The 25726-nt window shown below is 39.5% G+C and carries 27 protein-coding genes, 1 pseudogene and 1 other annotated feature; of the genes and pseudogenes, 2 read left to right on the plus strand and 26 right to left on the minus strand.

All coding sequences use genetic code 11. From position 1 onward, the window contains the following. Window positions 1-368 precede the first annotated feature (368 nt). From rpmF to B9P78_RS04720, 22 genes and pseudogenes are all read right to left on the minus strand, one after another. Entirely contained in the window at window positions 369-554 is a 186-nt protein-coding gene (gene rpmF, locus B9P78_RS04635; protein ID WP_094518358.1) for a 50S ribosomal protein L32, read from the minus strand. Between the two features lie 26 nt (window positions 555-580). After that, entirely contained in the window at window positions 581-1138 is a 558-nt protein-coding gene (locus B9P78_RS04640; RefSeq protein WP_094518359.1) for a DUF177 domain-containing protein, read from the minus strand. A 208-nt stretch (window positions 1139-1346) separates the two neighbouring features. After that, window positions 1347-2615, minus strand: a complete 1269-nt coding sequence (locus B9P78_RS04645) for a nucleotidyltransferase family protein (protein ID WP_094518360.1) — start codon at window positions 2613-2615, stop codon at window positions 1347-1349. A gap of 125 nt (window positions 2616-2740) precedes the next feature. After that, window positions 2741-3409: a class I SAM-dependent methyltransferase gene (locus B9P78_RS04650; RefSeq protein ID WP_233487718.1), complete on the minus strand. Its 669-nt coding sequence runs from the start codon at window positions 3407-3409 to the stop codon at window positions 2741-2743. Window positions 3410-3422: 13 nt separating this feature from the next. Next, window positions 3423-3782 (minus strand): ribosome silencing factor, encoded by a 360-nt coding sequence (rsfS, locus tag B9P78_RS04655; RefSeq protein WP_094518361.1) that lies wholly within the window; start codon window positions 3780-3782, stop codon window positions 3423-3425. A gap of 301 nt (window positions 3783-4083) precedes the next feature. Next, the gene (gene yqeK / locus B9P78_RS04660) at window positions 4084-4689 is read right to left on the minus strand and encodes a bis(5'-nucleosyl)-tetraphosphatase (symmetrical) YqeK (protein WP_094518362.1); all 606 of its coding nucleotides are present in this window, start codon (window positions 4687-4689) and stop codon (window positions 4084-4086) included. Then, the gene (locus B9P78_RS04665; RefSeq protein WP_094518363.1) at window positions 4679-5341 is read right to left on the minus strand and encodes a nicotinate-nucleotide adenylyltransferase; all 663 of its coding nucleotides are present in this window, start codon (window positions 5339-5341) and stop codon (window positions 4679-4681) included. Before B9P78_RS04665 ends, yqeK begins: the two co-directional genes overlap by 11 nt. Before the next feature lie 16 nt (window positions 5342-5357). Beyond that, window positions 5358-5666, minus strand: coding sequence for a ribosome assembly RNA-binding protein YhbY (yhbY, locus tag B9P78_RS04670; protein ID WP_094518364.1), 309 nt, complete (start codon window positions 5664-5666; stop codon window positions 5358-5360). Between the two features lie 39 nt (window positions 5667-5705). Further along, window positions 5706-6833, minus strand: coding sequence for a ribosome biogenesis GTPase YqeH (yqeH, locus tag B9P78_RS04675; protein WP_094518365.1), 1128 nt, complete (start codon window positions 6831-6833; stop codon window positions 5706-5708). Further along, window positions 6826-7356: a YqeG family HAD IIIA-type phosphatase gene (locus tag B9P78_RS04680; protein WP_094518366.1), complete on the minus strand. Its 531-nt coding sequence runs from the start codon at window positions 7354-7356 to the stop codon at window positions 6826-6828. The genes yqeH and B9P78_RS04680 overlap by 8 nt, the downstream gene beginning before the upstream one ends. A 171-nt stretch (window positions 7357-7527) precedes the next feature. Further along, a complete protein-coding gene (gene thrB, locus B9P78_RS04685; RefSeq protein ID WP_094518367.1) occupies window positions 7528-8418 on the minus strand; it encodes a homoserine kinase in 891 nt (296 codons plus the stop codon). Between the two features lie 9 nt (window positions 8419-8427). After that, complete coding sequence (locus B9P78_RS04690; protein WP_094518368.1) at window positions 8428-9741, minus strand: homoserine dehydrogenase; 1314 nt, start codon at window positions 9739-9741, stop codon at window positions 8428-8430. Window positions 9742-9790: 49 nt separating this feature from the next. Then, window positions 9791-11353 carry a Mur ligase family protein gene (locus tag B9P78_RS04695; protein WP_094518369.1) on the minus strand — a complete coding sequence of 521 codons (1563 nt, stop codon included), beginning with the start codon at window positions 11351-11353 and terminating at the stop codon, window positions 9791-9793. A gap of 147 nt (window positions 11354-11500) precedes the next feature. Then, entirely contained in the window at window positions 11501-11728 is a 228-nt protein-coding gene (locus tag B9P78_RS04700) for a YkuJ family protein (protein ID WP_094518370.1), read from the minus strand. A 143-nt stretch (window positions 11729-11871) separates the two neighbouring features. Beyond that, on the minus strand, window positions 11872-12570 hold the full coding sequence (locus B9P78_RS10130; protein WP_233487719.1) for a glycosyltransferase: 699 nt from the start codon (window positions 12568-12570) through the stop codon (window positions 11872-11874). Between the two features lie 41 nt (window positions 12571-12611). Further along, entirely contained in the window at window positions 12612-12926 is a 315-nt protein-coding gene (locus B9P78_RS10135) for a glycosyltransferase (protein WP_233487720.1), read from the minus strand. Window positions 12927-12936: 10 nt separating this feature from the next. After that, a complete protein-coding gene (locus B9P78_RS10140; protein ID WP_233487721.1) occupies window positions 12937-13131 on the minus strand; it encodes a hypothetical protein in 195 nt (64 codons plus the stop codon). A 493-nt stretch (window positions 13132-13624) separates the two neighbouring features. After that, window positions 13625-13753 (minus strand): hypothetical protein, encoded by a 129-nt coding sequence (locus B9P78_RS10505; RefSeq protein WP_255377074.1) that lies wholly within the window; start codon window positions 13751-13753, stop codon window positions 13625-13627. After that, window positions 13754-14095, minus strand: a pseudogene (locus tag B9P78_RS09860) (zinc-binding dehydrogenase); the annotation flags it as partial. Between the two features lie 12 nt (window positions 14096-14107). After that, on the minus strand, window positions 14108-14584 hold the full coding sequence (locus tag B9P78_RS09865; protein ID WP_199445733.1) for an alcohol dehydrogenase catalytic domain-containing protein: 477 nt from the start codon (window positions 14582-14584) through the stop codon (window positions 14108-14110). A 283-nt stretch (window positions 14585-14867) separates the two neighbouring features. Further along, window positions 14868-16601: a phosphoenolpyruvate--protein phosphotransferase gene (gene ptsP, locus B9P78_RS04715; RefSeq protein ID WP_094518371.1), complete on the minus strand. Its 1734-nt coding sequence runs from the start codon at window positions 16599-16601 to the stop codon at window positions 14868-14870. A gap of 1 nt (window position 16602) precedes the next feature. Continuing rightward, the gene (locus tag B9P78_RS04720; protein WP_094518372.1) at window positions 16603-16869 is read right to left on the minus strand and encodes a phosphocarrier protein HPr; all 267 of its coding nucleotides are present in this window, start codon (window positions 16867-16869) and stop codon (window positions 16603-16605) included. A gap of 303 nt (window positions 16870-17172) precedes the next feature. Here B9P78_RS04720 and B9P78_RS04725 point away from each other — a divergent pair, with 303 nt between their 5' ends. Next, window positions 17173-19413 carry an ATP-dependent Clp protease ATP-binding subunit gene (locus tag B9P78_RS04725; RefSeq protein WP_094518373.1) on the plus strand — a complete coding sequence of 747 codons (2241 nt, stop codon included), beginning with the start codon at window positions 17173-17175 and terminating at the stop codon, window positions 19411-19413. An 809-nt stretch (window positions 19414-20222) separates the two neighbouring features. On the opposite strand, the gene B9P78_RS04730 is transcribed toward B9P78_RS04725, so the two are convergent. After that, on the minus strand, window positions 20223-21806 hold the full coding sequence (locus B9P78_RS04730) for a peptide chain release factor 3 (RefSeq protein WP_199445734.1): 1584 nt from the start codon (window positions 21804-21806) through the stop codon (window positions 20223-20225). Window positions 21807-22037: 231 nt separating this feature from the next. Here B9P78_RS04730 and B9P78_RS04735 point away from each other — a divergent pair, with 231 nt between their 5' ends. Next, entirely contained in the window at window positions 22038-22499 is a 462-nt protein-coding gene (locus B9P78_RS04735) for a GNAT family N-acetyltransferase (RefSeq protein WP_094518375.1), read from the plus strand. Window positions 22500-22585: 86 nt separating this feature from the next. On the opposite strand, the gene yghU is transcribed toward B9P78_RS04735, so the two are convergent. From yghU to metA, 3 genes are all read right to left on the minus strand, one after another. Then, window positions 22586-23380: a glutathione-dependent disulfide-bond oxidoreductase gene (gene yghU / locus B9P78_RS04740; protein WP_094518376.1), complete on the minus strand. Its 795-nt coding sequence runs from the start codon at window positions 23378-23380 to the stop codon at window positions 22586-22588. Between the two features lie 288 nt (window positions 23381-23668). Then, on the minus strand, window positions 23669-24160 hold the full coding sequence (locus B9P78_RS04745; RefSeq protein WP_094518377.1) for a redoxin family protein: 492 nt from the start codon (window positions 24158-24160) through the stop codon (window positions 23669-23671). Window positions 24161-24325: 165 nt separating this feature from the next. After that, window positions 24326-25267, minus strand: coding sequence for a homoserine O-succinyltransferase (gene metA / locus B9P78_RS04750; protein WP_094518378.1), 942 nt, complete (start codon window positions 25265-25267; stop codon window positions 24326-24328). An 88-nt stretch (window positions 25268-25355) separates the two neighbouring features. Then, window positions 25356-25588, minus strand: a binding site (T-box leader). Between the last annotated feature and the right edge of the window lie 138 nt (window positions 25589-25726).

Here is a 25726-nt window from a genome sequence, read left to right on the forward strand (position 1 = left end):
TGAAACGTTGTTTTTTTTTAAAATAATGAACGTTCAGCCCCTTGTGTGGCGCAAAATTTCTCATTTTTGAAACCAAAACCTTCTGAAGTTTTCATTTTGGGGTTATTTAACGATGTATATATACAATCCTAAACAAGCCGGACAAAAAGATGATTTTTTTTTCTAGTCTCACTTAAAATAAAAAGAAACTCAAATCCATATAAAATGAATTCAAGTTTCTTGCTTAAATTAAGCTATCCTCATTAAGTGTCGAAGAGCACACAAAAGGCGCTAACCACAACAGTTAGCGCCCTTTTAATTATATATAATCAAATTTATTGATTTTGTATGACCTAAGTCATACGAGTAATATGCTTGCGCTAAATAAATTATTCAGCGGCTGCGTCAGTCATTACATCTTTACCGTCGTAGAAACCACAGTTAGCACATACATGGTGAGATTTACGTAATTCACCACAGTTAGGGCATGCGTTCATTCCAGGTACTTCCAACTTGTAATGTGTACGGCGTTTATGTTTTCTTTGTTTTGAAGTTTTACGTTTTGGTACTGCCATCATTACACCTCCTAATTAATTATCAATTATGCTTCATCCGACGATTCTGAATCTTTGAATAAGTCTTGTAGCTTGGCAAATTCAGGGTTAACTACTTCCTCAACTTCGCGCTCTGCTTCAAAATCAGATTCACTTACAACTCGCCAGTCATTCCCTTCAGGAAACTCATCTGCTGCTATCTCCGCTTCAGTTAATATCTGAAGTGGCATATTCAGAAGAATGTGATCACGAATCGATTCTTTCAAATCAACTGTGAAACTATCCATAAATAGTTGGGTCACATGATCTTCATCAACAATATCTGAATTCCAACCGTCTTCAATAAAACGTTCAGAAACTGGTAATTGCATATCCAGCACTACCGGCTCAAGAGACCGTGTAGATGGCATCGTCATTTTTAGTGCTAATCGTAATTGTGTCAATACTGTGTGTTCTTCGTAGAGAACCATACCTTCGACTGAAACAGGTGACATGTCAATCAACTCAGGAATTACTGCCTTCATTTCTTCTTTCATATCAACTGATTCGTTAATCATCATTGGTTGGGATGCGATTTGACGCAACTCTTGGATAGACCATTTCATTATTGACCACCTAATAAGCAACAAGAAAAATTATACCTAGTTTAAACTTATTTGTCAACGTTTTTTCCTTGACAAGCTAATTTTTTAAACAGAATACGAATTCCGTCTCTAAACTGCGGATGAAATGCACTTTCACCATACTACTAGCTTGAGACTAAAAAGTAAACAAATTTCTCTTGTGCTCCCTTTCGATTTTATTTTTTGTATTTTACTTGAAAATTGGCGGGTGATTAAAATTCTGACTTGGCAATTGTGGTGCAAGCAATTCATATATCCGATCCGCTTGAATCCACATCGGCCACATTCGCTCTACCAATTGGTCCACCCGACTAACCAGTTGCCAGCGATTTGATTCGTGGCTCAACTTTTCCTTCATCAACTTCAGGTAACCGCGCCCCACAGCATTCGCTGCAAGGAGCATAAGTGGCTGCGGCCGTTCAGGAGCCAACATCACTTGCATCTCAGCATCAAGGACGTTTAACACAGTCATTAAAGCCGTACGTTGAACCCGATTACGCGACCAGTTCCTGTTTCTAACATTATCTACAAAATCTTCAAAAGACACAACCCGACTAATTGCATCCTGCATGCGATGTTCCATTCCACCAGACATCTGGTAAATCCCCGCAAGTTCCTTAGGTGAAGCACTCATCAGTCTGTATTTGAGAAAAGGATACAACTGATCCCAGCCAACCACCGCTTGATGTGCACTAGCCTTTACCAAGGTAGCCACCATTTCTTCAGGAACTACTGCGGCCAGTTTGACTGGGAAATCCTCGGACAGAACATCACTCGTTTGAATCATACGACGAATCGCAGAACCCGATGTAAATCGGTGCGATTGCTCGGTTAGACTGGATTCGTCAATACTTTCTAAACGATGATTATCACCAATCCTGTCAACCGGCACTAACTGCATAGGCTTGTCCAATTGGGCATTGGCCTTTGCATAGGCAAAGGCTAGAAGTGTGTTGGCGTTATCTTGGAAATGTATGTTTAGATGACTGATTGCATCATTTTGGGCCATCAAGAGCTTGATGGCTGCTATCCTTTTTTCCGCAAAAGACATGTTGTCATTTGCGTCCACAATTGTGTTTGCATCGGTTACGGCTTCTGGGTGGTCATGCATCCATTGGGCTAACTGCTCATAATCCTTAAAATGCGGGTCTTCCACCCCAAAGGATACAAAGTCACACCCCATGGCACTCAAGGCTTGAATACCACCGCTAGCGAAGATATCAGCCGGCTGTGTGGCATACCAAAAAGGTAGTTCGACGACTAGGTCACAACCGTTGTCCAGTGCCACTTGCGCCCTATCCCATTTGGAAATCAAGGCTGGTTCGCCTCGTTGGACATAGTTACCCGACATTATGCCGATGACTATATCCGCGCCACTCTTGACCCGTGCTTGCTGCAGTTGATAGGCATGGCCGTGATGAAATGGATGCCATTCAGCTATGATGCCAACTGCTTGCATGCGCGTTCCCCCTTTTTGCCTAATGCCTTATTTCTCTGCTGCGAAGAAGATTCGTTTAGATGTTGCCTCTGGTGCATCTTGCGTGAAATCAGCTGTGACACGGATGTTTTTGAAACCAATTTTTGTCAAAATAGCTTGATAGCTTCAATCGGCAAGGTGCGTTCATAGTGTAATTCTTCATAGCGTTGGTATTGGTCGTCGTCTTCATTTTGCATGAAGACATTAATCGTATGATCAATCGTGTTTTCCCCACGGAACTGGTTAGAGGTCCATGTGAAAACGGCGTCGTCCCACTCCACTACTAGGGAGGTTTCTGGGTAAACTTCGTTCATTTGATATTCAGAATGAACATCAAACATGAAGACCCCACCCTTTTGTAATTGATCGTAAACATGACGGAATGTGGCTTCAACGGCTTCTTCGCCATCTAGATAACAAAATGTATCGCAGAAACATGAAATCACGGCTGCTTGTTTATCTAATTGAAATGAAGTCATATCATCCACCCAGAAATCAATGTCTAAGTCCGCATCTGCAGCATTGACTTGGGCAGCTGCCACCATCTTTTCTGATAAATCTAAGCCTCGCATTTTGTAACCGGCTTGGGTCATTAAGACCGCAAATTGGCCACCGCCTGCACCTAAATCTAACCAAAAATCATCTTCCTCCAAGAATTTATCATAGGTTTGGATGCTTGTTGTGGCATAGGTAAACCATGATAAATAAAGGCTTTCGTCAAATAGGACCTCGTAAACATCCGCAAACACGTCGTATTGTTGGTTATTTTCGCCCATTATCGCGTCCTTACTAGCTTAACCAAGCTTCAACGTTGACCATTGGTGCTTCAGCCCACATTTTTTCTAAGTTATAGAAACCACGTTCTTCAGCGGTAAATACGTGAATAATCACGTCAAATGCATCGATCAAGATCCAACGGTTGCCGTCTTTCCCTTCGATACCTTTAACTGAGAAGCCTGCTTCTTCAATTGCGTCTTCCACTGCATCAACGATAGCTTTCACTTGGCGGTCATTACGTCCACTCATCATTACAAAGTAGTCAGCTACCGGTGTAACGTTTGCAACATCCAATGCCACGATATCTTGTGCTAAACGGTCGTCTGCTCCTCTTACAATTGCTTCTAATAATACTTCACTTTTCTTCGTCATATGTGCTCCTTTTATTTCAGAATGAAATGTTGTTCAAATGGTTTAAATGCCAGCTTTTCTGGCTAACAATTTTGTCACTGGTTTAACTTATTTGGTTCAAATAAGTCATATTTTAAGCGTTTTTGTAACTTATTTACTGAAATAAGTTACTTCGCAAGGCTTTTAGTGATTTATTCAATCAAATAAGTCACACGCTGCCTCATTCAGTCACCTATTCATGTAGATAAGTTAGGATGGGCACATTTTTGTAACCTATTTTTTAAAATAAGTCAGTCGCCTGCCCCCGACTATATCCTATCAATTATTTATTTCGTTTGGCTGTCCAATCGTTATAAATATTGATTGTTTCTGGGTAAACGATGCGTCCACTATCTACTAAATGGATGATTGATTGTTTCATCTTGTAATCCACCGCATCGTCTAAGTTATTTTTGGCTAATTCGCGTGCTTTCTCTACACCCTTAAAGTTACGTCCAGGTTCAATATAATCTGCCACGAATAAGATTTTTTGATCTAGGGTCATATCATAACCACCGATTGTATGGTTCCAAACGGCTTTGAGAATATCCTCATCAGTTACACCAAAATCACGGTTGGCAATCATGGCTGCTAAGGGGCCGTGCCAAATTGCAGAGCCATAGTCGACCCAGCGATGATCGTAGCCTGGATAATCTTTAAACAAGCTGAGATGTTTCACACTATCTTCTTTGGCAAAATCGTGTAATAAAGCAGCAATACTAGCTTTTTCCACGTCTGCACCTGGCAGATTTTTCGCCATTTTCACAGCGGTCTCTTCAACACGCAATACATGCTTAAAGCGTTTGTCTGCCAATCGTGCTTGCAATTGTTTTAATAGTTCATCACGTGTAATGTGAATTAAATTTGGATTGAATTCCTTAGCTTTCATGCTGTAAATAAAGTCCCTTCTCCTTGATGTAATCATTGACTGCTTGCGGTACGAGATAGCGGATAGAATCGCCATTTGCAATTGCCTTTCGAATGGCAGTTGATGAGGCGGTCATCCCTTCAGCATCTACAAAAATAAGCGGATAATCTGATTCGGCTTTATAACCTTCTCGACCGACGCCAACAAAGTGAACCAATTTAATCAGTTCATCAATGCGGTGCCATTGAGGTAGATTCTCAATCATATCTGCCCCAATGATAAAGTAAAATTCATTATTGGGATACAAAGCCTTCAAAATCTCCATTGTCTCTACCGTATAAGATTTCCCCTCACGTTGGAGTTCAATATCTTCTAGTCTGAAATGTGGGTTGTCTGCAATAGCCAATTCAATCATGTCTACGCGGTAGGCATCATCGATTGTATCCTTCGTATGTGCATGTGGTGGTTTTTTATTCGGCATTAACCAAATTTCATCTAATTTCAATTTATCAAAGACTTGCTCAGCCATTAACAGATGTCCATTATGTATCGGATTAAAAGTGCCTCCTAGAATACCTATCCGTTGATGCGGATGGTCGGCAAAAGCAAGTTGTGTTTCTGGGTCATTGACCAAGAATACATGTTCTTGGTTTAAAAACTGTACTTTTCCCACAAAATGCCTCCTACCGTTACGCTAATGCTCTTACTTCAGTTGAAACTTTTTGATTCTTCGCTTCAGAAGACTGACGGTATAGGGTAATAACGCGACCAATTGTTTGCACCACAAATGCGTCAACAGCTTCAGCGATTGCTACTGCTGCTTCATCAGTTTCTTCGTCCGTATTTTGTAGTAAATGCACTTTGATCAATTCACGTTTTTCGAGTAATTCATCAATTTGCACCATAAATTCTTCAGATAAACCGTTCTTACCAATATTGGCAACAGGATTTAAATGATGCGCTTCTTTGCGTAGAAATTTCTTTTGTTTGTTATTCAAGTTGAATAAACTCCTTTCACTTTCATGTCTCTCAAAAAATTAGATTAATTTTTCTCTGGTAAAAATATCAATACCCTTCGGTACATATGCTGCTAGGCGAACTGGTGTGTTCACGGTAACCCAACCCAAACCTGGAAATACGACATCAGAAGGCTCTTTAATCGAAAGTTCTTTGCGGACTAATGGTGGAAAATCGCCAACATTTTCTGCATAAGGCGGTTGTAAAATACCACCTAAATGTTCTTGATAAAACTCATCCGACCCCTCTAATTTACGACGGTGAATCTTCACTTGGTTGGACATGTAAACAGTAAATGATGTGCGTTCGCCATCAATAAAATCTAAACGCGCTAAACCACCAAAGAACAAGGTTTGTTCCGGGTTCAATTGGAAGGTCATAGGACGGATTTCTTTACTAGGTAATACTTCCACCAACTCTTTGCCCTTCAATAATGAAGTCATTTGACCATCGTTCATGATACCTGGTGTATCAATCAAGTTCGCTGTATTACCTGCAGCATCATCGAATGGAATTTCAATTAAATCAAGCGTCGTTCCTGGGAACTGACTTGTAGTAATCACGTCAGCTTGGATACCTGTTGCTTGTAAGATACGGTTGATAATCGATGATTTCCCAACATTGGCCATACCAATGACATAGACATCGCGGCCTTGGCGCATTTCATCTATTTTGGCTAGCAAAGCATCAATGTTCTCACGTTTCTTGGCTGAGGCAAGCATCACCTCATCCACATGAATACCGTTTTCTTTCAAGTATTTACGCAACCAATTTTCGATACGGTTGTGTTTAACAGCCTTAGGAATAGCATCCATTTTGTTGGCTACCATCAAGATTTGATTGTTGCCGACGAAACGGTTTAAACCATTAATCAATGAACCCGCAACATCAAAGATATCAATCACGTTGACAATCAAAGCATCTTTATCCCCTAAGGTATTTAAGATTGCTAAGAATTCGTCAGCTGATGTAGATACTTTTTCTAGGGTGTTATAATGGCGCAATTTAAAACAACGTTGACAGTATAGTAGCCCTGATTCAACGCCTTTTTCGTATGCGGATTTAGGTGTATAGCCTCGTTTATCAGGAAATTCTGTTTGGACTAAGGCACCACAACCCACGCAATATAAGTTCTCTTCGTTAGACAATATTGTTCCTCCACTTCAATTCTGGATGTGCATTTTGCATTTTTTTAAATATTATTTTTTCAAGTCGTCGATTGAGTAAGGTCCAAACCATATCTGTTTCGACCAAAGGCATGACAAGGATACTACGGATACCAAAGCGATTACCACCGAAAACATCCGTCATCAGTTGATCACCGACAATGACTACCTCATCTGGTTGAACACCCAGTTTATCCAGGGCGCGTTTATAGCCCCGTCGTGAAGGTTTCTTCGCATCAGCTGTGTATAAGACCCCTAGCTGATTGGCAACCCGTGCCACACGTTTTTGGTTGTTATTTGAAAGGATGACGACAGGGATACCTGCTTCTTTCATCGTGGATAACCAAGCTCTTAACTCCGGTGTTCCATCAGGATTATTCCAAGCAATCAAGGTATTATCAAGGTCAGTAATGACACCCTTAATATTATGTTTCTTTAATTGTTCAGGGGTTAATTGATAGATACGTTCAATCATCCATGTCGGTGTAAAAAAGTCTTTTCTCATGACGGCCTCCCATGTTTTATCATGATTAAGTATACCACAAGACCCCGTCACATTCACAATACGGGCTAGCTAGCAAGCTTGTCCTAATGACCTCAACCATCATCCTAATCAACAAAAAATGCTACGAACATATCGGGCTGATATGCTCGTAACATTATCAATCGTCTAAAATTACATACCCTCTACTATAACCCCATCTGACGCAAAGTCAAGAGGAATTACACTGGCATCAAGGCCTAAAGCCTCTAACACATGTAAAATCGTATCTACATGATGTGCTTGCACTAAAGTCATTACAGTTGGGCCTGCACCCGACAAATAAGTGCCATATACGCCTTCTACCTCTTTCAAGGCTTGACGCACCTGATTTAACTCTGGGACCAAACTTGCACGAAATGGCTCATGCAACTGATCCATTTCCATTAAGGTGCCGACAGCTGCCAAATCGCCCTCGAATAACTTGCTCACAAACACGTTGCCAATCCCATTGGCACGAACTGCATCTGTAAAGCTTAATTCTTTAGGTAAAACGGCACGCGCTGCCTTCGTCAATAATTCCCGGTGAGGCACGACTGCAATAAAATGGACATCATCTAGGATCGCCTTAGTCCACAATACATGGCTTTCGTCCATAGCCACCGAAACCACTAGCCCCCCTGCAATTGCTGGGGCGATATTATCTGGGTGACCCTCTAGTTCATTCGCCATATTGATTTTAGTCGCAGTATCCCATTTTTGCCCAGATAAAATTTCTGCAATGGCAATACCAGCAACAACAGCAGATGATGATGAGCCTAGACCACGAGCAGTGGGGATATCACTAGTCATCACTAAATGATGCGGGGTTACATCCGGTGCAAAACGTTGAATGGTTTCAATCACCATATTGCGCTCATCGTGAGGAATGTCTTCCCCAAGTTCATGGTCAATCCGCCAAGATGTTGCTGGTCCCACAATTTCAAGTGTTAGATATAAACCAAGCGCAACACCTACTGAGTCAAAACCTGGACCCATATTGGCTGAGGTAGCTGGCACTTTAATTCGTATGTTTGTATTTGTCATCGTACCCACCTACTTTGCATCTGCCATGACAGCATAGTAAGATACCAATGATAATTCATCACTATTTTGGGCTGCACTTTGAATTTGAGCTAATTGTGCTTGAGACATTTCATGCGTTACCACAACGATTTCCGCATTATGGGCTTCGTGTTTTGGTTCTTGGAAGACTTTGTCTAAACTTACTTTAGCGTCATCAAAAATTTTGACTAATTTCAAGAATTGACCTTGTTTGTCTTCCGTCACAAAATGGAAGAAGCCAACTGATTCAATATTTTCTGCTTCACGCCATGTTGCCTCTTGGCTGTAATTCGCAAAGGCATGACCAGTTGTTTGCGTTTCAATATGTTGACCAATCGCCATAATATCTGAAACAACCATAGCCCCAGTTGGTAATTCACCAGCACCTGGACCATAGAACATCATTTCACCAGTTGCCGCACCAGACGTAAAGACTGCATTCATTTCGTTACGAACCGTTGATAATGGATGTGTCTTCGGTACTAAAGTTGGGGCAACTGACGCATATACTGTACCTTTTTTAAATGATGCAGTACCAATTAATTTAATCACATAACCTAATTGGTCAGCGACCTGAATATCACGTGATTTGACGTGACGAATACCCTTCACAGGAATCTTGTCTAAGTCGACTGATACACCGAAGGCCATTTTAGTTAAGATAACCATTTTACGCGCTGCATCAAAACCATCCACATCTCCAGATGGATCCGCTTCGGCTAAACCTAAAGCTTGGGCCTCAGCTAATACTTCATCAAAATTACGTTCTTGTTCATACATTTTGGTCAAAATGTAATTCGTTGTCCCATTGACAATTCCTGAAACAGACGATAATTTATCAGACGCTAATGACGTACGTAAACTATTCAAGATTGGAATCCCGCCAGCAACAGCTGCTTCATAAAGGAAGTCTAATTGATTATCGGCTGCATATTGAATTAATTTTTGACCACGTTCGATAGCAATTAAGTCTTTGTTAGCAGTAACAATGTGTTTACCTGCACGCAAGGCTGCTTCAATGCAATCCGCAGCAAAGCTAGTGCCACCCAATACTTCTACGACGATATCGATTTCTGGGTCATTGATGACATCGTTAAAATCTGTCGTTAAGGTGATTTCTTCCGGTAATCCTGGATGTTTCGCACGAGATTTTTCAATATCGCGCACAAAAATCTTCGCTACTTTGTAAGAAATGCCTTCTGTATCCGACATTTTTTGGGCATGGTCGTGCATAATTTTTGCCACACCGCCACCAACTGTTCCTAAGCCTAATAATCCAACCTTTATTTCTTTCAAGTTCGTCACCTCTTCTGATTATTCTTTTTTGTTTACTTACCTAACTTTCGAGATTTTCTCATTTCTTTTTAATAATATCCATTTTATCTGTAAATTCATAAAAAGCAATTAATTGTTGCACGTACTCATAATCTGGCACATAGACTTCGTTTCGTCCCTTAATTTTAATCGTTGCTTCTGACCCTTTACCTGCCACAATAATCGTTGTAGCCTTACCTGTAGCCATCGTATCCTGGTAGGCTGTGTATATGGCACCCGTACGGTCCATTTGACGACGAACATTCGCATCGGGATTTACTTCGCGAATACCTGCCTCGATTTCATCCATAATCTTGTAGGGATCTTCAAAGTTAGGATCATCACTAGTAAGATAAATTTCATCTGTATTCAATCCCGCAACATGTCCCATATCAGGTCGACGGTTTTCGGCTTTTCCTCCTGCTGACCCAAAGACAATTCGAATATCATTGTCGGGGGCCATTTCCTTCACTGAAGAAAATAGCTCTTCGAAAGAAATTTTATTGTGGGCAAAATCTATGACAAAGGTGATGTGGCCGTCACTTGTTTTATACACATCCATACGACCTTCGCTGGTTGCTTGCGCCAAGGCTGTTTGTATCGTTGACCAGGCAATGTTATTTTCACGGGCAATTGCTGCAGCTACTAAAGCGTTGTTGACATTAAAATGACCTAGAACATTCAAATTCATTGGTATTGCTTCACCAGCGTTGTGCACGATGAAGTTTTGTTGACTATCATTGAAAGTTAATTGGTTGGCAAAATAATCTGCACCCGGATTTTTACGGCTAACAGTCACAATTTTTTCGATATTCGTTGCTGCTTGTGCAGCTGCTAGTATTTCATCGAAGTGGTCAGTGTCTTCGTTTAATACGGCAACACGACCATGTTCAAAAATACGTAATTTACTGTGGAAGTAATCCTCAAAAGTCGGATGCTCTACAGGTGAAATATGATCCGGTGAAATATTTAAGAAAGCCACGATATCCATGCCGACACCATCAACTCGGTTATATTTGAGCGCCTGACTAGAAACTTCCATCGTTGCACGAGTCACCTTATGGTCACGCATAGTTGCCAGCATGCGGTACAGGTCCATAGCTTCAGGTGTAGTTAACGAAGATACCTCTTTGGTCACACCATCGTAATTGAACGTAGAAGAGATAAAACCAGGTTGTGCTGCATTCTTTTCATGGCTATCTTGGCTCAAAATTTGATTTACAAAACCAGCAGTTGTTGTTTTGCCTTTGGTACCAGTAATCCCTGAAATAGATACGGTTTGCCAAGGTGCTTGGTAGAATTCATTGGCCAAAATAGGCATTGCTTGGCGAATATTACTAACAACAATACCTGGCACATCTACTTGAAAAGTTTGCTCAGATACATAGGCAACCGCACCTTTTTCAATTGCATCCACTAAATACGCTTCTTTAAAGGCTAGACCTTTGCAGACAAAAAGAGTCCCTGGCACTACCTCGCGTGAATCAAAGGTGATTTGGCCAACCTCAATTCCTGCTGCCCGTTCGCCATTGATGATTTGTATGTCGTCTGCTTGAGACTTGAAAAAAGCAATAATTGCTTCTAAATTCATTGAATCTGACATCTTAAACTCCCTTTTCTTGTGAAATCTGTAAAATAAAAAAGGGTCGTGATGCCACGACCCTCTATACGACACAGAATGTCTGCCATATTGGTGTACGATAAGTATACTTACCTGAACTTATCTTATTTCCTAAATAAATAAAATTTATTATTGGATTAATTCGTAAATTTCCATTGCGACTAAGTCGATGTCGTCAAATTGGAAAGTTTCATTGATCGTTAAGTCTTCTAATTCAAAACTTTCAGATTCTTTATTGTATCGAACGATACATTTTTCAACGCCCTCTTTTTCAAAACGACGTACTTCGATTTCTGAGTCATCTGAAAGCATGGCTTTCAAACGCGTAATGATTGCTTCTAATCGAGATGATTGCATAATAATCTCCTTTCGCCTTCTTATCTTTGTCATTTTAACACTCTTTGCATGAATAAAAAACCCAAAATTGGATAAGAATGCAATTAATTTTCATAAAAAACCGTGATTTACCTAATTTATAGGGGTTCTAGAAACAGATTTCCCTATTCGTCTCCTTTTCGACGAATGTTTAAAGCCGAAAGATATTTCTTTGGCCATTTCAAAGGTTTATACAATTCATCAAATGTTGTTGATAAATGCATGCTCCTACTCAAGAAACTACGTTTATTTTCTGTCTTTTCTTCAATCATAAATTCGTAAATGTGGTACAAATCTTCATAAAAGGCATCAGCTGATACTTCATAGATCAATTCATCTAAACGCTTATCATAGATGTCTTTCTCTTGATGCACTTTTACGACAGCCTGTGGAAAATCAGCCACTTCATCTAGCAAATGCCCAAATGGTGCTGTTTCTTCCAGTGAAGCCAAATATGGTGTCTTCATTGCAATCACAGGCAAATGATTGGTGATAGCCTCAATAAATGTCAGGCCCTGAGTTTCAGACGTCGATAAATTCACGTATACGTCGGCTGCTTGGTAGAATTCATTCACATGGTCATGATCGACAAATCCTGGAAAAATGATTTTATCTTCTAAGCCAAGTTCCGCAGTTATTTCTTTCAGTTCCTCAAGTTGAGGACCATCGCCTGCCAACATCAATTTGACGTTGGGAATGTGCGTTAAAACGCTTGGTAATTGTTTGATAATGGCGATTAAATTCTTCTCTTCCGCAATCCGGTTGATGGATAAGAGTAAATACTCATCTGAATGAATACCCCATCTTTCTCGGACAGAAGCCAAGGTGTCACTGTCTATTTTTTTCGGTACCTTAACCCCCGTTGCTAGAACGTGATGGGTTTTCTAATTTGATAATCCACCAAAACTTCCTTCATTTGTTTACTTGGTGAGATGACCAAATCTGCTTGGTCGCAGAAAATTTTGGATAGTTGCACCACCGTCTTACGTGATATCAATTTACCGTTCAATAAATAATGCAGATATTTTTCATACCATGTATGGTAGGTATGGATTAAAGGAATGCGCATATATTTCGATACACTAACCCCCATTAAACCCATCGAAAATTCGGTTTGGGTATGCACGACATCGATTTTAAGCTCTCGACATTTTCGGTAAATGGCACCAAAAAAAGGCACCGCTACCCGTCTATCTTTGAAAAAGATAAAGCACAGATTCATAGCGAAATACATTATGTTCCACACCGGTTACTTTTGGATCCGAGGTGGTAAAGATATAGACATTATGCCCATTCTCTTCAAAGGTCTCTTTTAATGTTTGGATTGAGGTAGCGACACCACTCACTTGTGGGAAGTAGGTATCGGTAAAGATTGCTATATTCATCTGAACACTCCCTAAATGCTACTGTTTCTTATTATACCTATCCTAACACATTATGGGAGGAGACTAGTATTCAAATGGCTAAAATTTTTCATAAATTATTCAAGTATTTTTATCCAAAATGTAAGGCTTATCTCCCTAATACTTTTTCTATCCATGAAAAATAGGATTATATTTTTACCTAAAACAACAAAAAGAGGCTGGGAGAAAAAATTAAAATCAAAGATTTTTCGACCTTACAGTGTACGTTCCTTGTGAGCCGTGGAACCATTGAAAGCCAAGGTCATTCAATTTGAAATCGAGCCAAGGTCTCGATTTCATTCTCTTTCACGGCTAAGGAACTACACTTTTAGTCCTTTAACCTGTTCCAATGATATATTTCAATCAAAATTTATAAGATTTTTTTCAAAGTTAAAGGCGTACACAACTCTTATTAAGAATTGTGTATGCCTTTTTAGAGGACTTTTGTCTCATCCTCTTGTACATATTTTTTTGACTAAGCTTCGTCAGGATAGATTGCCACAAGACGTCCTTGAACTTTCCCGTCTTCTAATTCCTTAATAGCTTCAGGGATATTTTCAAATGTTGTTTCATGTAACTTAGGTGTCAAACGACCATCTTTCATTCATTCATAGATGGCAGCGATATCTTCTTTATCGCCACCTACTGAAGATAATAATTTTTTGTTTTTGGTGATAAAATCGGTAACATCTATCGTTGTATATAGTTTACCCATACCAACCAAGACTACCGTACCACCAGGACGAACAGTTTTTAAAGCCTCTGGTGTAGTAATATCAAAACCTGCAAAATCCACGGCTAAATCTAATCCTACTTCCGCCAATTCAGTAATATTTGATACCACATCTTTGGCCCCAATTTCACGCGCTAAGGCTTGCGCTTTATCAGATGTATCTACCGCATAAATATCTTCGATGCCTTCTGCTTTGGCTGCTTGTAAAGCAAATTGACCTAATCCTCAGATACCGATTAAGGCAATTTTCATACCTGGTTTTGCTTGTCCTGCAGTAAACAATGCGTGATAAGAGGTCATACCAGCATCTGTTGCAGATGCTGCTTCTTTGATTGATAATTCGTCAGGTACATGTACTAAGTCAGATGCAGGTGCATGGATACGTGTACCAAAGCCACCATCATATGCATATCCCGGTGCCATACCGGAAGGACCAGTCGGACAAATTGCCACACGGTCGCCTACTTTAAAATCAACTACTCCTGGGCCAACTTCAATAATCGTCCCCGCATTTTCGTGACCCATGATAATAGGCACATTCATAATGCTCATCCATTCTTCACTCTCAAGAGCACCAACATCTGAATGACGGATGCCAACAGCACCGGTTTTGATTAAAACATAACCTTCTTGTGCTTTCGGATCCTCTTTTTCAACCATTTGTAATGGTGCGTGTGTCGCAGTAAATTGCCAACCTCTCACGAAAAATCACTCCTTATAAATTTTGTACACCTCGATTATAACATTAAGCGCTTACATTTTGTAAATATGAACAATATTTAACACTATAATTTGCGTCATAATAATATATTATTTCGCTGTTTATACAGGTGTATTGATCAAAATCGTTATTACAATGAATGCTTTCTGTCATTATTATTTTCTAAAGAATCTTGTCTATGGTGACATTGCGTCATTTACACGCAAAAAAGAGCTTGAGTCATTTAAGGCTCAAGCTCTTTCAAATGTTTATTTAGGGAAATGATTATAGTTCAGCTAATTCTGGAACAGCTTCACGGATCATTTCTTCTGCTTCGTCAGATGTAGTTGCTTCGTTCACAACTTTATCAGCTAATGTAGCCATTTTTTCTGAATCAAGTTTAGAAATTAATGAACGGATTTTAAGTACAGATGATGCAGACATTGAGAATTCATCAAGACCCATACCTACTAATAATGGTGCTGCCATTGGTTCCCCAGCAACTTCACCACACATACCAGTCCATTTACCTTCTTTATGACTTGCGTCAATAACGTTCTTGATCAAACGTAATACAGATGGGTTGAATGGTTGGTATAAGTATGAAACGTGTTCGTTCATACGGTCAGCCGCCATTGTATATTGGATCAAGTCGTTAGTACCGATAGAGAAGAAGTCAACTTCCTTAGCAAATTGATCTGCTAATACAGCTGCCGCTGGAATCTCAATCATGATACCTACTTGAATGTTATCCGCAACTTCTACACCTTCAGAAACTAACTTCGCTTTTTCTTCTTCAAAGATTGCTTTCGCAGCTCTGAATTCAGGCAAGTTAGAGATCATTGGGAACATGATACGTAAAGTACCATATACAGAAGCACGTAATAACGCACGCAATTGAACGCGTAATAATTCAGGTTGGTTTAATCCAATACGGATCGCACGGTAACCTAAGAATGGGTTCATTTCTTCAGGTAATTCTAAGTATGGTAAGTGTTTGTCTCCACCGATGTCCATAGTACGGACAACAACTGGATGACCTTCCATGCTCTCAAGAACTACTTTGTAAGATTCAAATTGTTCATCTTCTGTTGGCATTTCATCAGAATCCATGTATAAGAATTCTGTACGATAAAGTCCGATGGCTTCAGCACCATTGTCATGAACACCAGTTAAATCTTTAGGTGTACCAATGTTCGCTGCTAATTCGAATTTTTTACCATCTTTAGATAAAGTTTCAGCATCTTTCAATTTTTCCCATTCAGCTTTACGCGCTAAGAATGCGTCTAAAGTAGCTTTGTATTCAGCAATTGTTGCGTCATCAGGGTTAATGATTACTTCACCATTTAAACCATCAACGATAACCATGTCACCGTCTTTGATTTCTTTAGATGCAGAGCCAGAACCTACAACTGCAGCAATTTCTAATGAACGAGACATAATTGCAGAGTGAGATGTACGACCACCGATATCAGTTGCAAAACCTTTCACATAAGTACGGTTTAATTGAGCTGTATCACTTGGTGTTAAATCATACGCTACCACAACAACTTCTTCATCGATTGTTGATAAGTCAGGAATACGAACACCTAATAAATGCGCTACTAAACGGTCAGTAACATCTTTGATGTCAGCTGCACGTTCTTGCATATATGGGTTATCTTCCATACCTTTGAAGATATCGATATAGAAATCAGCTGTTTGACGAACTGCTGATTGAGCATTTAAGCCTTCATCATCAATTTTTTGTTCATAAGCTGTTCTCAATTCTGGATCTTCAAGTACCATCAAATGAGCATCAAAAACTTGCGCTTCTTCAGCAGATAATGACTTAGAAGCTACGTCTTTAATTCTTTCGATTTCTACTTTTGAGTCTGCTATAGCGGTTGCTAAGCGTTCTTTTTCTTGTTGTGAATCATCAGATTTTGAAATTTCAAAACTTAAGTCAGGTTCTTCAACTAAGAACGCTTTAGCGATGGCAATACCATCACTAGCCGCGATTCCTGTTAGTTTTGTCATATTATTCTGATAACCCTTCGTTTTTCATAGTTTCAGCGATTGAAGCGATTGCTTCTGCTTCGTCGTCACCTTCAGCTGTGATTACAACGTCAGAACCTTGACCAACACCTAAAGACATTACACCCATGATTGATTTCAAGTTTACAGATTTACCTTTGTATTCTAAGTTAATATCTGAGTTGAATTTGCTTGCTGCTTGTACTAATAAAGTAGCAGGACGTGCGTGGATACCTGTTTCAGCTGTAATGTTAAATTCTTGTTTTTGCATAATCAAAAATCTCCTTTTAAATGTTTTTTTCTACCTCTAACAATAGTAAGAGCCATTATAGCAAGTCCAATTGGAAAGAGCAATATCACAAACTAGACTATACCATAAAAAGAAAACTCTTTCATTAATAATTTACCAAAAAACTTGGCAATTAACAAGAATTTTCCTATTTTGAGAAAAATTTTAACTTTAGAAGCAAATAGGTTGAAAGTCAAGATTGGTCAGAGTATAATAAGGGGATGGTAAGATAGTTTAATGAAGTATCTACATTTCATCCATCCTATTTAGAAAAGGAGTGTTCATATGCTATGTCAAAACTGCGGCGAACGCGAAGCTGTCATTCATTTGTACGCAAATGTGAATGGTAAACGCCAAGCTGTCAATATATGTCAAAACTGTTACGCAGAATTAGCACAAGGTAATGGTGAGAAAAATATGGATTATAACAACAGTAACAACGATCCATTTGGCGGTTCATCTTTTAGCGACCTAATCCGTCAAATGCAACAACAACAAATGAATAATTTTAACCAACAAGCTGGCCCACGTGCCCAAGCTGGTAATGGTGGTAATAATAACGATAACACCATTCTAGGTAACTATGGTACCAATTTAACTGACCAAGCACGTGAAGGTTTAATCGACCCTATTATCGGTCGTGACGACGAAATTAAACGTGTCATTGAAATTTTGAATCGTCGTACAAAAAACAATCCTGTATTAATTGGTGAACCAGGTGTTGGTAAAACAGCCGTAGTAGAAGGTCTCGCACAAAAGATTGTTGAAAAATCTGTGCCTGAAAAATTACGCAATAAAGAAGTCATCCAATTAGATGTTGCTTCCTTGGTTCAAGGTACTGGTATTCGTGGTCAGTTCGAAGAAAAAATGCAACAATTGATGAAAGAAGTTCGCGAGAACAAGAATATCATTTTGTTTATCGACGAAATTCATGAAATCGTTGGGGCCGGTTCAACTGAAGGCGGCTCTCTAGACGCTGGTAACATTTTAAAACCAGCCCTAGCCCGAGGCGAATTACAATTAGTTGGGGCAACCACCCTAAACGAATTCCGTAAAATCGAAAAAGACGGTGCCTTAGCTCGTCGTATGCAACAAGTCATGGTCGCTGAACCATCAGTTGAAGAAACCTTAGCAATTATTAAGGGTATTCAAGAAAAATACGAAAGCTTCCATAACGTAAAATATACAGACGAAGCAATCGAGGCTACAGTTAAGCTTTCAGACCGTTATATCACCGACCGCCAATTACCTGATAAGGCAATCGACTTGCTCGATGAATCAGGTTCTAAGAAGAACTTGACGATTCCATTCTTAGACAAGGAATCTTTAAAAGGTCAAATTAATGAGTTAACCAAACTAAAAGAAATGGCAACGGAAGCAGAAGATTATGAAAAAGCTGCCTACTACCGTGACCAATTAAATAAATATCAAGAAATGTATGACAGCGAAGAAACAGTTGTTGAAAAGACACCTTCAGTTACACTAGCTGATATCCAACAAATCATTGAAACCAAAACAGGTATTCCAGTTTCTGACCTACAAGAATCAGAACAAAACCAATTGATTAATCTTGATGACAACTTGAAAGCACATGTTATTGGTCAAGATGAAGCCGTGGAACAAATCGCCAAAGCCATCCGCCGTAACCGTGTTGGTTTAGGCCGTCAAGATCGCCCTATTGGTTCATTCATGTTTGTTGGTCCTACAGGGGTTGGTAAAACAGAATTGGCTCGTCAATTAGCCATTCAATTATTCGGTCGCAAGGATGCCCTAGTACGCTTCGATATGTCTGAGTACATGGAAAAACATGCCGTTTCTAAATTAATCGGTTCACCTCCAGGATACGTTGGTTACGATGAAGCTGGCCAATTAACAGAACAAGTTCGTCGTCAACCATATTCAATCATCTTGCTAGATGAAGTTGAAAAAGCACATCCAGACGTATTAAATATCTTCCTACAAATTATGGAAGATGGTCGTTTAACAGATGCGCAAGGACGTACTGTTTCATTTAAGGATACATTGATTATCATGACTTCAAACGCTGGTACAGATGGTGTTGAAGCAAGCGTTGGTTTCGGTGCAAGTACACAAGGTAAGAAACAAAATATCCTAAACAAGATTGGTGATTTCTTCAAACCTGAATTCTTAAACCGTTTCGATGCCATCATCGAATTCCAACCATTAACTAAGGAAGAATTAATCGTGATTGTTGACCTAATGTTGGATAATATGAACGCATTATTGGAAACGCAAGAAATTCATGTCATTGTTGATGACAAAGTAAAAGAACGATTGGTTGAGTTAGGCTACGATCCTAAACTTGGTGCGCGCCCATTAAGACGTGTCATCCAAGCCCAAATCGAAGACCAAGTAGCTGATACCTTCTTAAAAAATCGTGATATCCATGATATTTACTTCACCGTAAACAGTGAAGACGAAATTGTCGTAGACCCATTAGCTTTGGTTGAAGACAACAACGATAAAAAAGAAGACAGCGAGCCTGCTGACAATACAGAAGCATAGTGATTTAAACAGTGAAGTGGCTGGGACAAAAATACGGAACCATTAGCGAAGAAGCCATGTCCCGTACTTGCTCAGAAAACTGCGATTCTCGAATGAAACTGTCATTCGAGAATTTTTTGGTTTTTCTCTCGAATAAATAGCTATTGTATAAGAAATGAAATTATTTTATTGAATAGAACCACATTCGAGATAGATTTTATGCCTTGTACTGAATGAGCCGTCATTCAGTATGAATCATCATTTATGTATCGAATGAAATTTTATTCGATACAATTTCTCGTTTTTGTGCTGAATCACGCATTATTCAGGAATAATATCGTTCACCATACAGTAAAAGTGGCTGGGACAATTGTTCTAGCCGCTTTTTCTTTATTGAAAAACAAGATAATTACAGCGTGTGCTCTATTCAAAACGGGTTTGCAATATCCTATGAAATAGCGACTTATGCCGTAACCCCTAGCAATCTATATCACCCAAAAAAGCAGCCAAGAAGCGCTAAACTACTTCTTGACTGCTTTTTATTTTCTTCCAACTGTTGTGGGCTAAAAGCCTCATGTCACACTCTATTAAAATGTGCTCCAAAAACCAGCGCCCTGCCCACTTCAGATTTGCTTGCGATGACTATGGTCATCACTTGCACTAATCTTCCACTGGTTGTGCGCTAAACGGTTTTTGTCACACTCTATTAAAACCTGCTCCAAAAGTGAGCTTTGAACTGCGTTTCAGAAAAATCCATCAAACCCATAGTACGGGCTTGATGTTCATTTTCTTCCAACGTTTCAAAGCTGAACCACTTTTGTCACACTCTATTATAATAATGCTTCTAGGTGTACGTCTGGGTATTTGCCTTGGAACCAGTTTACAGCAAAATTATTTTCGAATAGGAAGACTGGTTTACCGTGGATGTCACGACATAACAAGTTACGACTTGATGACATCTTCGGATCCAACTCTTCTTCACTAATCCAACGAGCAATTTTATTCCCCATGCTAGACATTTCTACTTCTGAATTATATTCATTTAGTAAGCGGTATTGGAAAACTTCGAATTGAAGTTGACCAACGGCACCAATGATATATTCTTCTGAATGCCATGTACGGTAAAGTTGGATTGCACCTTCTTGTACCAATTGTTGCATCCCTTTATGGAATGATTTTTGTTTCATGACGTTTTTCGGTGAAACTTTCATGAATAATTCTGGCGTAAATTGAGGAAGAGGTGGAAATTCAACCGCATCTTTACCAGTATAAATCGTATCCCCAATTTGGAAATTCCCTGTATCATAAAGGCCAATAATATCCCCTGCTACAGCTTCTTTGACATTCTCACGGGTATCCGCCATAAACCGAGTTGTATTGTTCAATTTGATTTTCTTATCGGTACGTGTAACTTTTACATCCATACCTTCTTCAAAAGTACCTGAACAGATACGTACAAAGGCAATGCGGTCACGGTGACGTGGGTCCATGTTGGCTTGGATTTTGAAGATAAAACCTGATAATTCTTTATCCGTTGGTTCAACTGGATGATCTTCTTCAACTGTTTCAATTTCAGATGGTGCTGGCGCAAAATCGACGAAAGCATCAAGGAAGGTTTGTACACCGAATCCAGTTAAGGCAGAGCCAAAGAATACGGGTGTTAATTCACCTTCAGCAATTCGTTCTTCGTCAAATTGGTTACCAGCCTCACGCATTAATTCGGCATTTTCTAAAGTATCCGTGTAAATAGATGATTCCTTAAATTTATATTCGCCATCCACTTCCCCTTCATCATTCAAAGGTAGGAAGTCATTGTCGCCATTTTCTTCAGGATGTGTTAATTCAACTCGTTTGTTGTAGAAGTCGTATAAACCTAGGAATTGTTTCCCCATACCCATTGGCCAGTTCATAGCGTATGCATCAATGTCTAAAACTTCTTCAAGCTCAGCCACTAATTCCATTGGTTCACGACCATCACGGTCTAATTTGTTCATAAATGTAAAAATCGGGATACCACGCATACGACAAACTTGGAATAATTTCTTCGTTTGTGGCTCGATCCCTTTACCAGAGTCAATTACCATTACAGCTGCATCAACAGCCATCAATGTACGGTAGGTATCTTCTGAGAAATCCTCATGTCCTGGTGTATCCACAAGGTTAATTTGGTAGCCATCGTAATCTACTTGCATTACTGATGAAGTAACCGAGATACCACGTTGTTGTTCAATAGCCATCCAGTCAGATTTGGCAAACTTGCCTGATTTTTTCCCTTTAACTGTACCAGCTTGACGAATGGCACCAGAATATAATAATAATTGTTCAGTAATCGTCGTTTTCCCGGCATCCGGGTGACTGATAATTGCAAACGTACGACGTTTGGCAACTTCTTGTGCTAAATTCATATAGTTCATCCTTTTTCTTTAAAATTTTCATATAAAAACAATTTTTGTTTAATTGTACAAAATCTTCACCGCGTCATCCATACAAGGAACACACGGTAATCAATAAATATGCCATTATATAATACCACATGCACTGGCCAATTTAAAATTTGATCTATGCCCGTCTAATAGATTGTCTATGATATAATGAAATTATCATTTTTAGCACTTATTCATTTTAAACGTTGAAGGAGAAATGGCATGAAAACCGTTTGGACCAATGATATTAATTCGGAGCCCTATAGGGACGCCCTATCGATTAGAAAAGAAGTATTCGTAAAAGAACAAGGTATTAGTCTTGATCGTGAAATCGACAAGTATGAAGCCGACTGCCTACACATGGTAGGTTATGATGCAGATAACAAACCAGTTTATACTGCACGTTTGCTTGCTTTAACACCAAATACCGTGAAACTACAACGTGTAGCCATCGTTGAAGCCTACCGTGGTCAAGGACTTGGTCATGAATTGATGGCTGAAGTTGAGGCCAAAGCTGCCCTAGAAAATTATTCACAAATTATTCTTGGCGCGCAAACACAAGTAACTGGCTTTTATGAAGCAATGGGTTATGAAATCATGGATACACCAGAATACCTTGACGCAGGGATTATTCATGTTGATATGCAAAAAAGTTTCAGCTTCACCAATGAATATACCATTTAGTTTGATGACACAAGCAGACAAATAAAGAAAATCCTGACTGCCCATTTAAATGAGCACGCAGGATTTTTTCTTTGATTATTTATTCATTAATCAATCGCTTTATATTCAGCAGCAAGGCCTTTTTGAACAGCTGGACGTTCATTGATACGGTTCGCCCATTCAATCACATTTGTGTACGTAGCCGCATCTAAGAATTCAGCTGAATCTTTATATAATTCACCTAGCACTAAACGGCCATACCATGACCAAATGGCGATATCTGCAATTGTGTAGGTATCCCCTGCAATAAACTCACGGTCTGCCAAAGTTTGGTCTAACAAATCCAATTGGCGTTTGGTTTCCATAGTAAAACGATCAATTGGGTACTTCAATTTTTCTGGTGCATAGCTGAAGAAATGACCGAAACCACCACCAACGTATGGACCAGCACCAATTTGCCAGAATAACCAATTTAAGGTTTCAGTTCTGCCCTGAATATCACTAGGAATTAAATGACCGAATTTTTCTGCTAAATAAAGTAAAATTGAGCCCGATTCGAAGATACGTAGGGCTGGTTGTTGGCTATTGTCTACCAAAGCTGGAATTTTCGCGTTTGGATTGATTCTAACAAAATCAGAACCAAATTGATCGCCCTTACCGATATTAATTAAGAACAAGTCGTAGTCAACTTCAGACACGCCCAAAGCCTTCAACTCTTCCAACATAATCGTAATCTTAATACCATTTGGTGTACCCAATGAATATAACTGTAAATCAGCTTCACCAACAGGTAACGTTTGCTCGAAACGGCTACCCGCTGTCGGGCGATTGCCCCCTAAATTCTTGCTTTCTTCTGCTTCATTTTCCCATGTCCATACTGCTGGCACTTTATATTCACTCATGTAACTTCTCCTTTAAATGACTCATTTCATCAGTTTTCGTTAATTAAACTATACCATGTTCAATCCTTGTACGTTAAACAGAAAGGCTTGTGTTAGATAGGACTTTCACTATTTTGACAAAAAGGGGCGCTACTGCCAAATAGAAGGCCACCAGGAGTTGGTGAGGCGAAAACTTCATCAAGTTGGCCTACTCCAACTCACCAACCACTAGTTTGCCAGCAAAGGCAAAGCCCCCGTTTTCATAAAAAAGCCCCAAGCTGACTTTGCATCAAGCTCGGGGCGGTTATCTTATTTGCTTAAGCTATCGGCCAAGGCAATTACGGCGTCATAGTTTGGTTCTTCGCGCATGTCTGCTACGATTTCCATGTATTCAATCTTACCTGTTGCATCTACCAAGAATACGGTACGGGCTAGGTTCCCATTTTCGGCCATCAATAAGCCTGATGCATCGGCAAATTCATGATTCACATCAGATAGGTAAACCATGTCCACATCATTGGCATGACACCAGTTGACGATGTCTTCCGGTTTATTGGTTGAGATTGTTAAGATTGGATAATCTTTTTCTTTGGCAAGTGCTGCAAAATGATTGGTTTGGATGTTACATGTACGGGTATTGATATCCGGTACAATACTAATCACTGTTAAGCCTTTGATACGATCTGCTAATGCTACACTTGTTTTGTCTTTATCGATTAAGTTTACATCCGGTAGTTGTTCGCCAACTGCTAATTGTTGGCCTACTAAATGAATGACTTGGTCGCCTCTTTTAATTTCCATATGACACCTCTATTAAATTTTGTATGTTCCTAGTATACCCCAGTTACCGTAAAAATAAATATCAAAAGACCTGAGCATATGTCAGCGAGTAGGATAAATTATCATCCACCACTTATAGAAAACCGATAAAATATCATTTCAATATATATGGCACGACCGTCAATACTAGTTTTGACCAGCTTCCCATGAGCCATCAATTTGTTCAATTACGAATGGTGTCACTTGATACACATAGTAATTCAACCAGTTTGCATAGATGGTGTTGGCTGCTGTACGCCATTTTAGTTTTGGTGTTTGACTTGGGTCATCATTTGGATAGTAGTTTACGGGCATGTCGATTGGCAAGCCTTGGTCTACGTCACGTTTGTACTCTTTATCCAGGGTTTCTGCATCGTATTCAGCATGACCAAAAATAAAGACAAAACGAGAATCCACTGATTGTGCAATAGCTACACCTGTTTCTTTGGATCCGGCCAGAATTTCTAGTTCAGATGAATTTTCAAAGGCTTCCGTTGCCACGGTTGTGTGACGTGAATGTGGCATCCAGAAAACTTCATCCATACCACGAATCAGTGAAACCTTTTCGTCTCGTAATTCTTGTTGGTAGATACCGAACAATTTACGGTCTAAAGGTTCCTTATCAATGCCATAATGGTGGTACAGTGCGGCTTGGGCACCCCAACAAATATGTAACGTTGAGAAAACATGTTTATTAGACCATTCCATAATTGATACGATTTCATCCCAATAATTCACTTGCTCAAATGGCATCTTTTCAACTGGTGCCCCTGTGATGATCATGCCATCAAAATAACGGTCCTTAATTTCATCAAAGGTGCGATAAAATTCTTTCAAATGGTGTTCCGAAATATGTGCCGCATGGTGTGATTGCATATGAATAAAGGTCACATTTACTTGAAGTGGCGAATTACTCAAAAGACGAAGGAGTTGCTCCTCTGTTGCCTCTTTGGTTGGCATCAAGTTCACGATTACCACTTCCAGGGTACGGAAGTCCTGCATAGTCGCACGACGTTCATCCATGATAAAAATATTCTCTTGGGTTAATCGTTGCAATGCTGGTAAATCTTGAACTACTTTAATTGGCATATCATTTTCCCTCCATTTTCAAAAAACTATATCGCTCACATTTTGGCTTTCCTTATAGAAAAAACGCCCCTATAATACATCTCTGTATTATAAGGACGTCTACAACGTGGTACCACCTTACTTCATAGACAATACATGTCTACCTCATTCGTACAAACATACGAAGATAGATTATCGACTATCAACCGCAAGTGCTAAAGTGGACACATTCTACACTTGTCACTCCTAGACCATTTTCAATCGACGGACTTACATCCATTTACACCACCATGGACTCTCTGCGCTAGCCAATCAACCTACTTATCTACTCAACGTGGACATTATTTACAATTATATTTATCAATATACTTTGCTCTTTTACTTTATGAAAAAGCTATAAGTGAATATTAAAGCAATCTAATAATTCTGTCAACTGTTACAGTTAAATCCTATTGCAAAAATAGCGATTGCCGACTAGGT

It is taken from the genome of Aerococcus sp. 1KP-2016, assembly GCF_002252085.1.
Taxonomy (GTDB): domain Bacteria; phylum Bacillota; class Bacilli; order Lactobacillales; family Aerococcaceae; genus Aerococcus.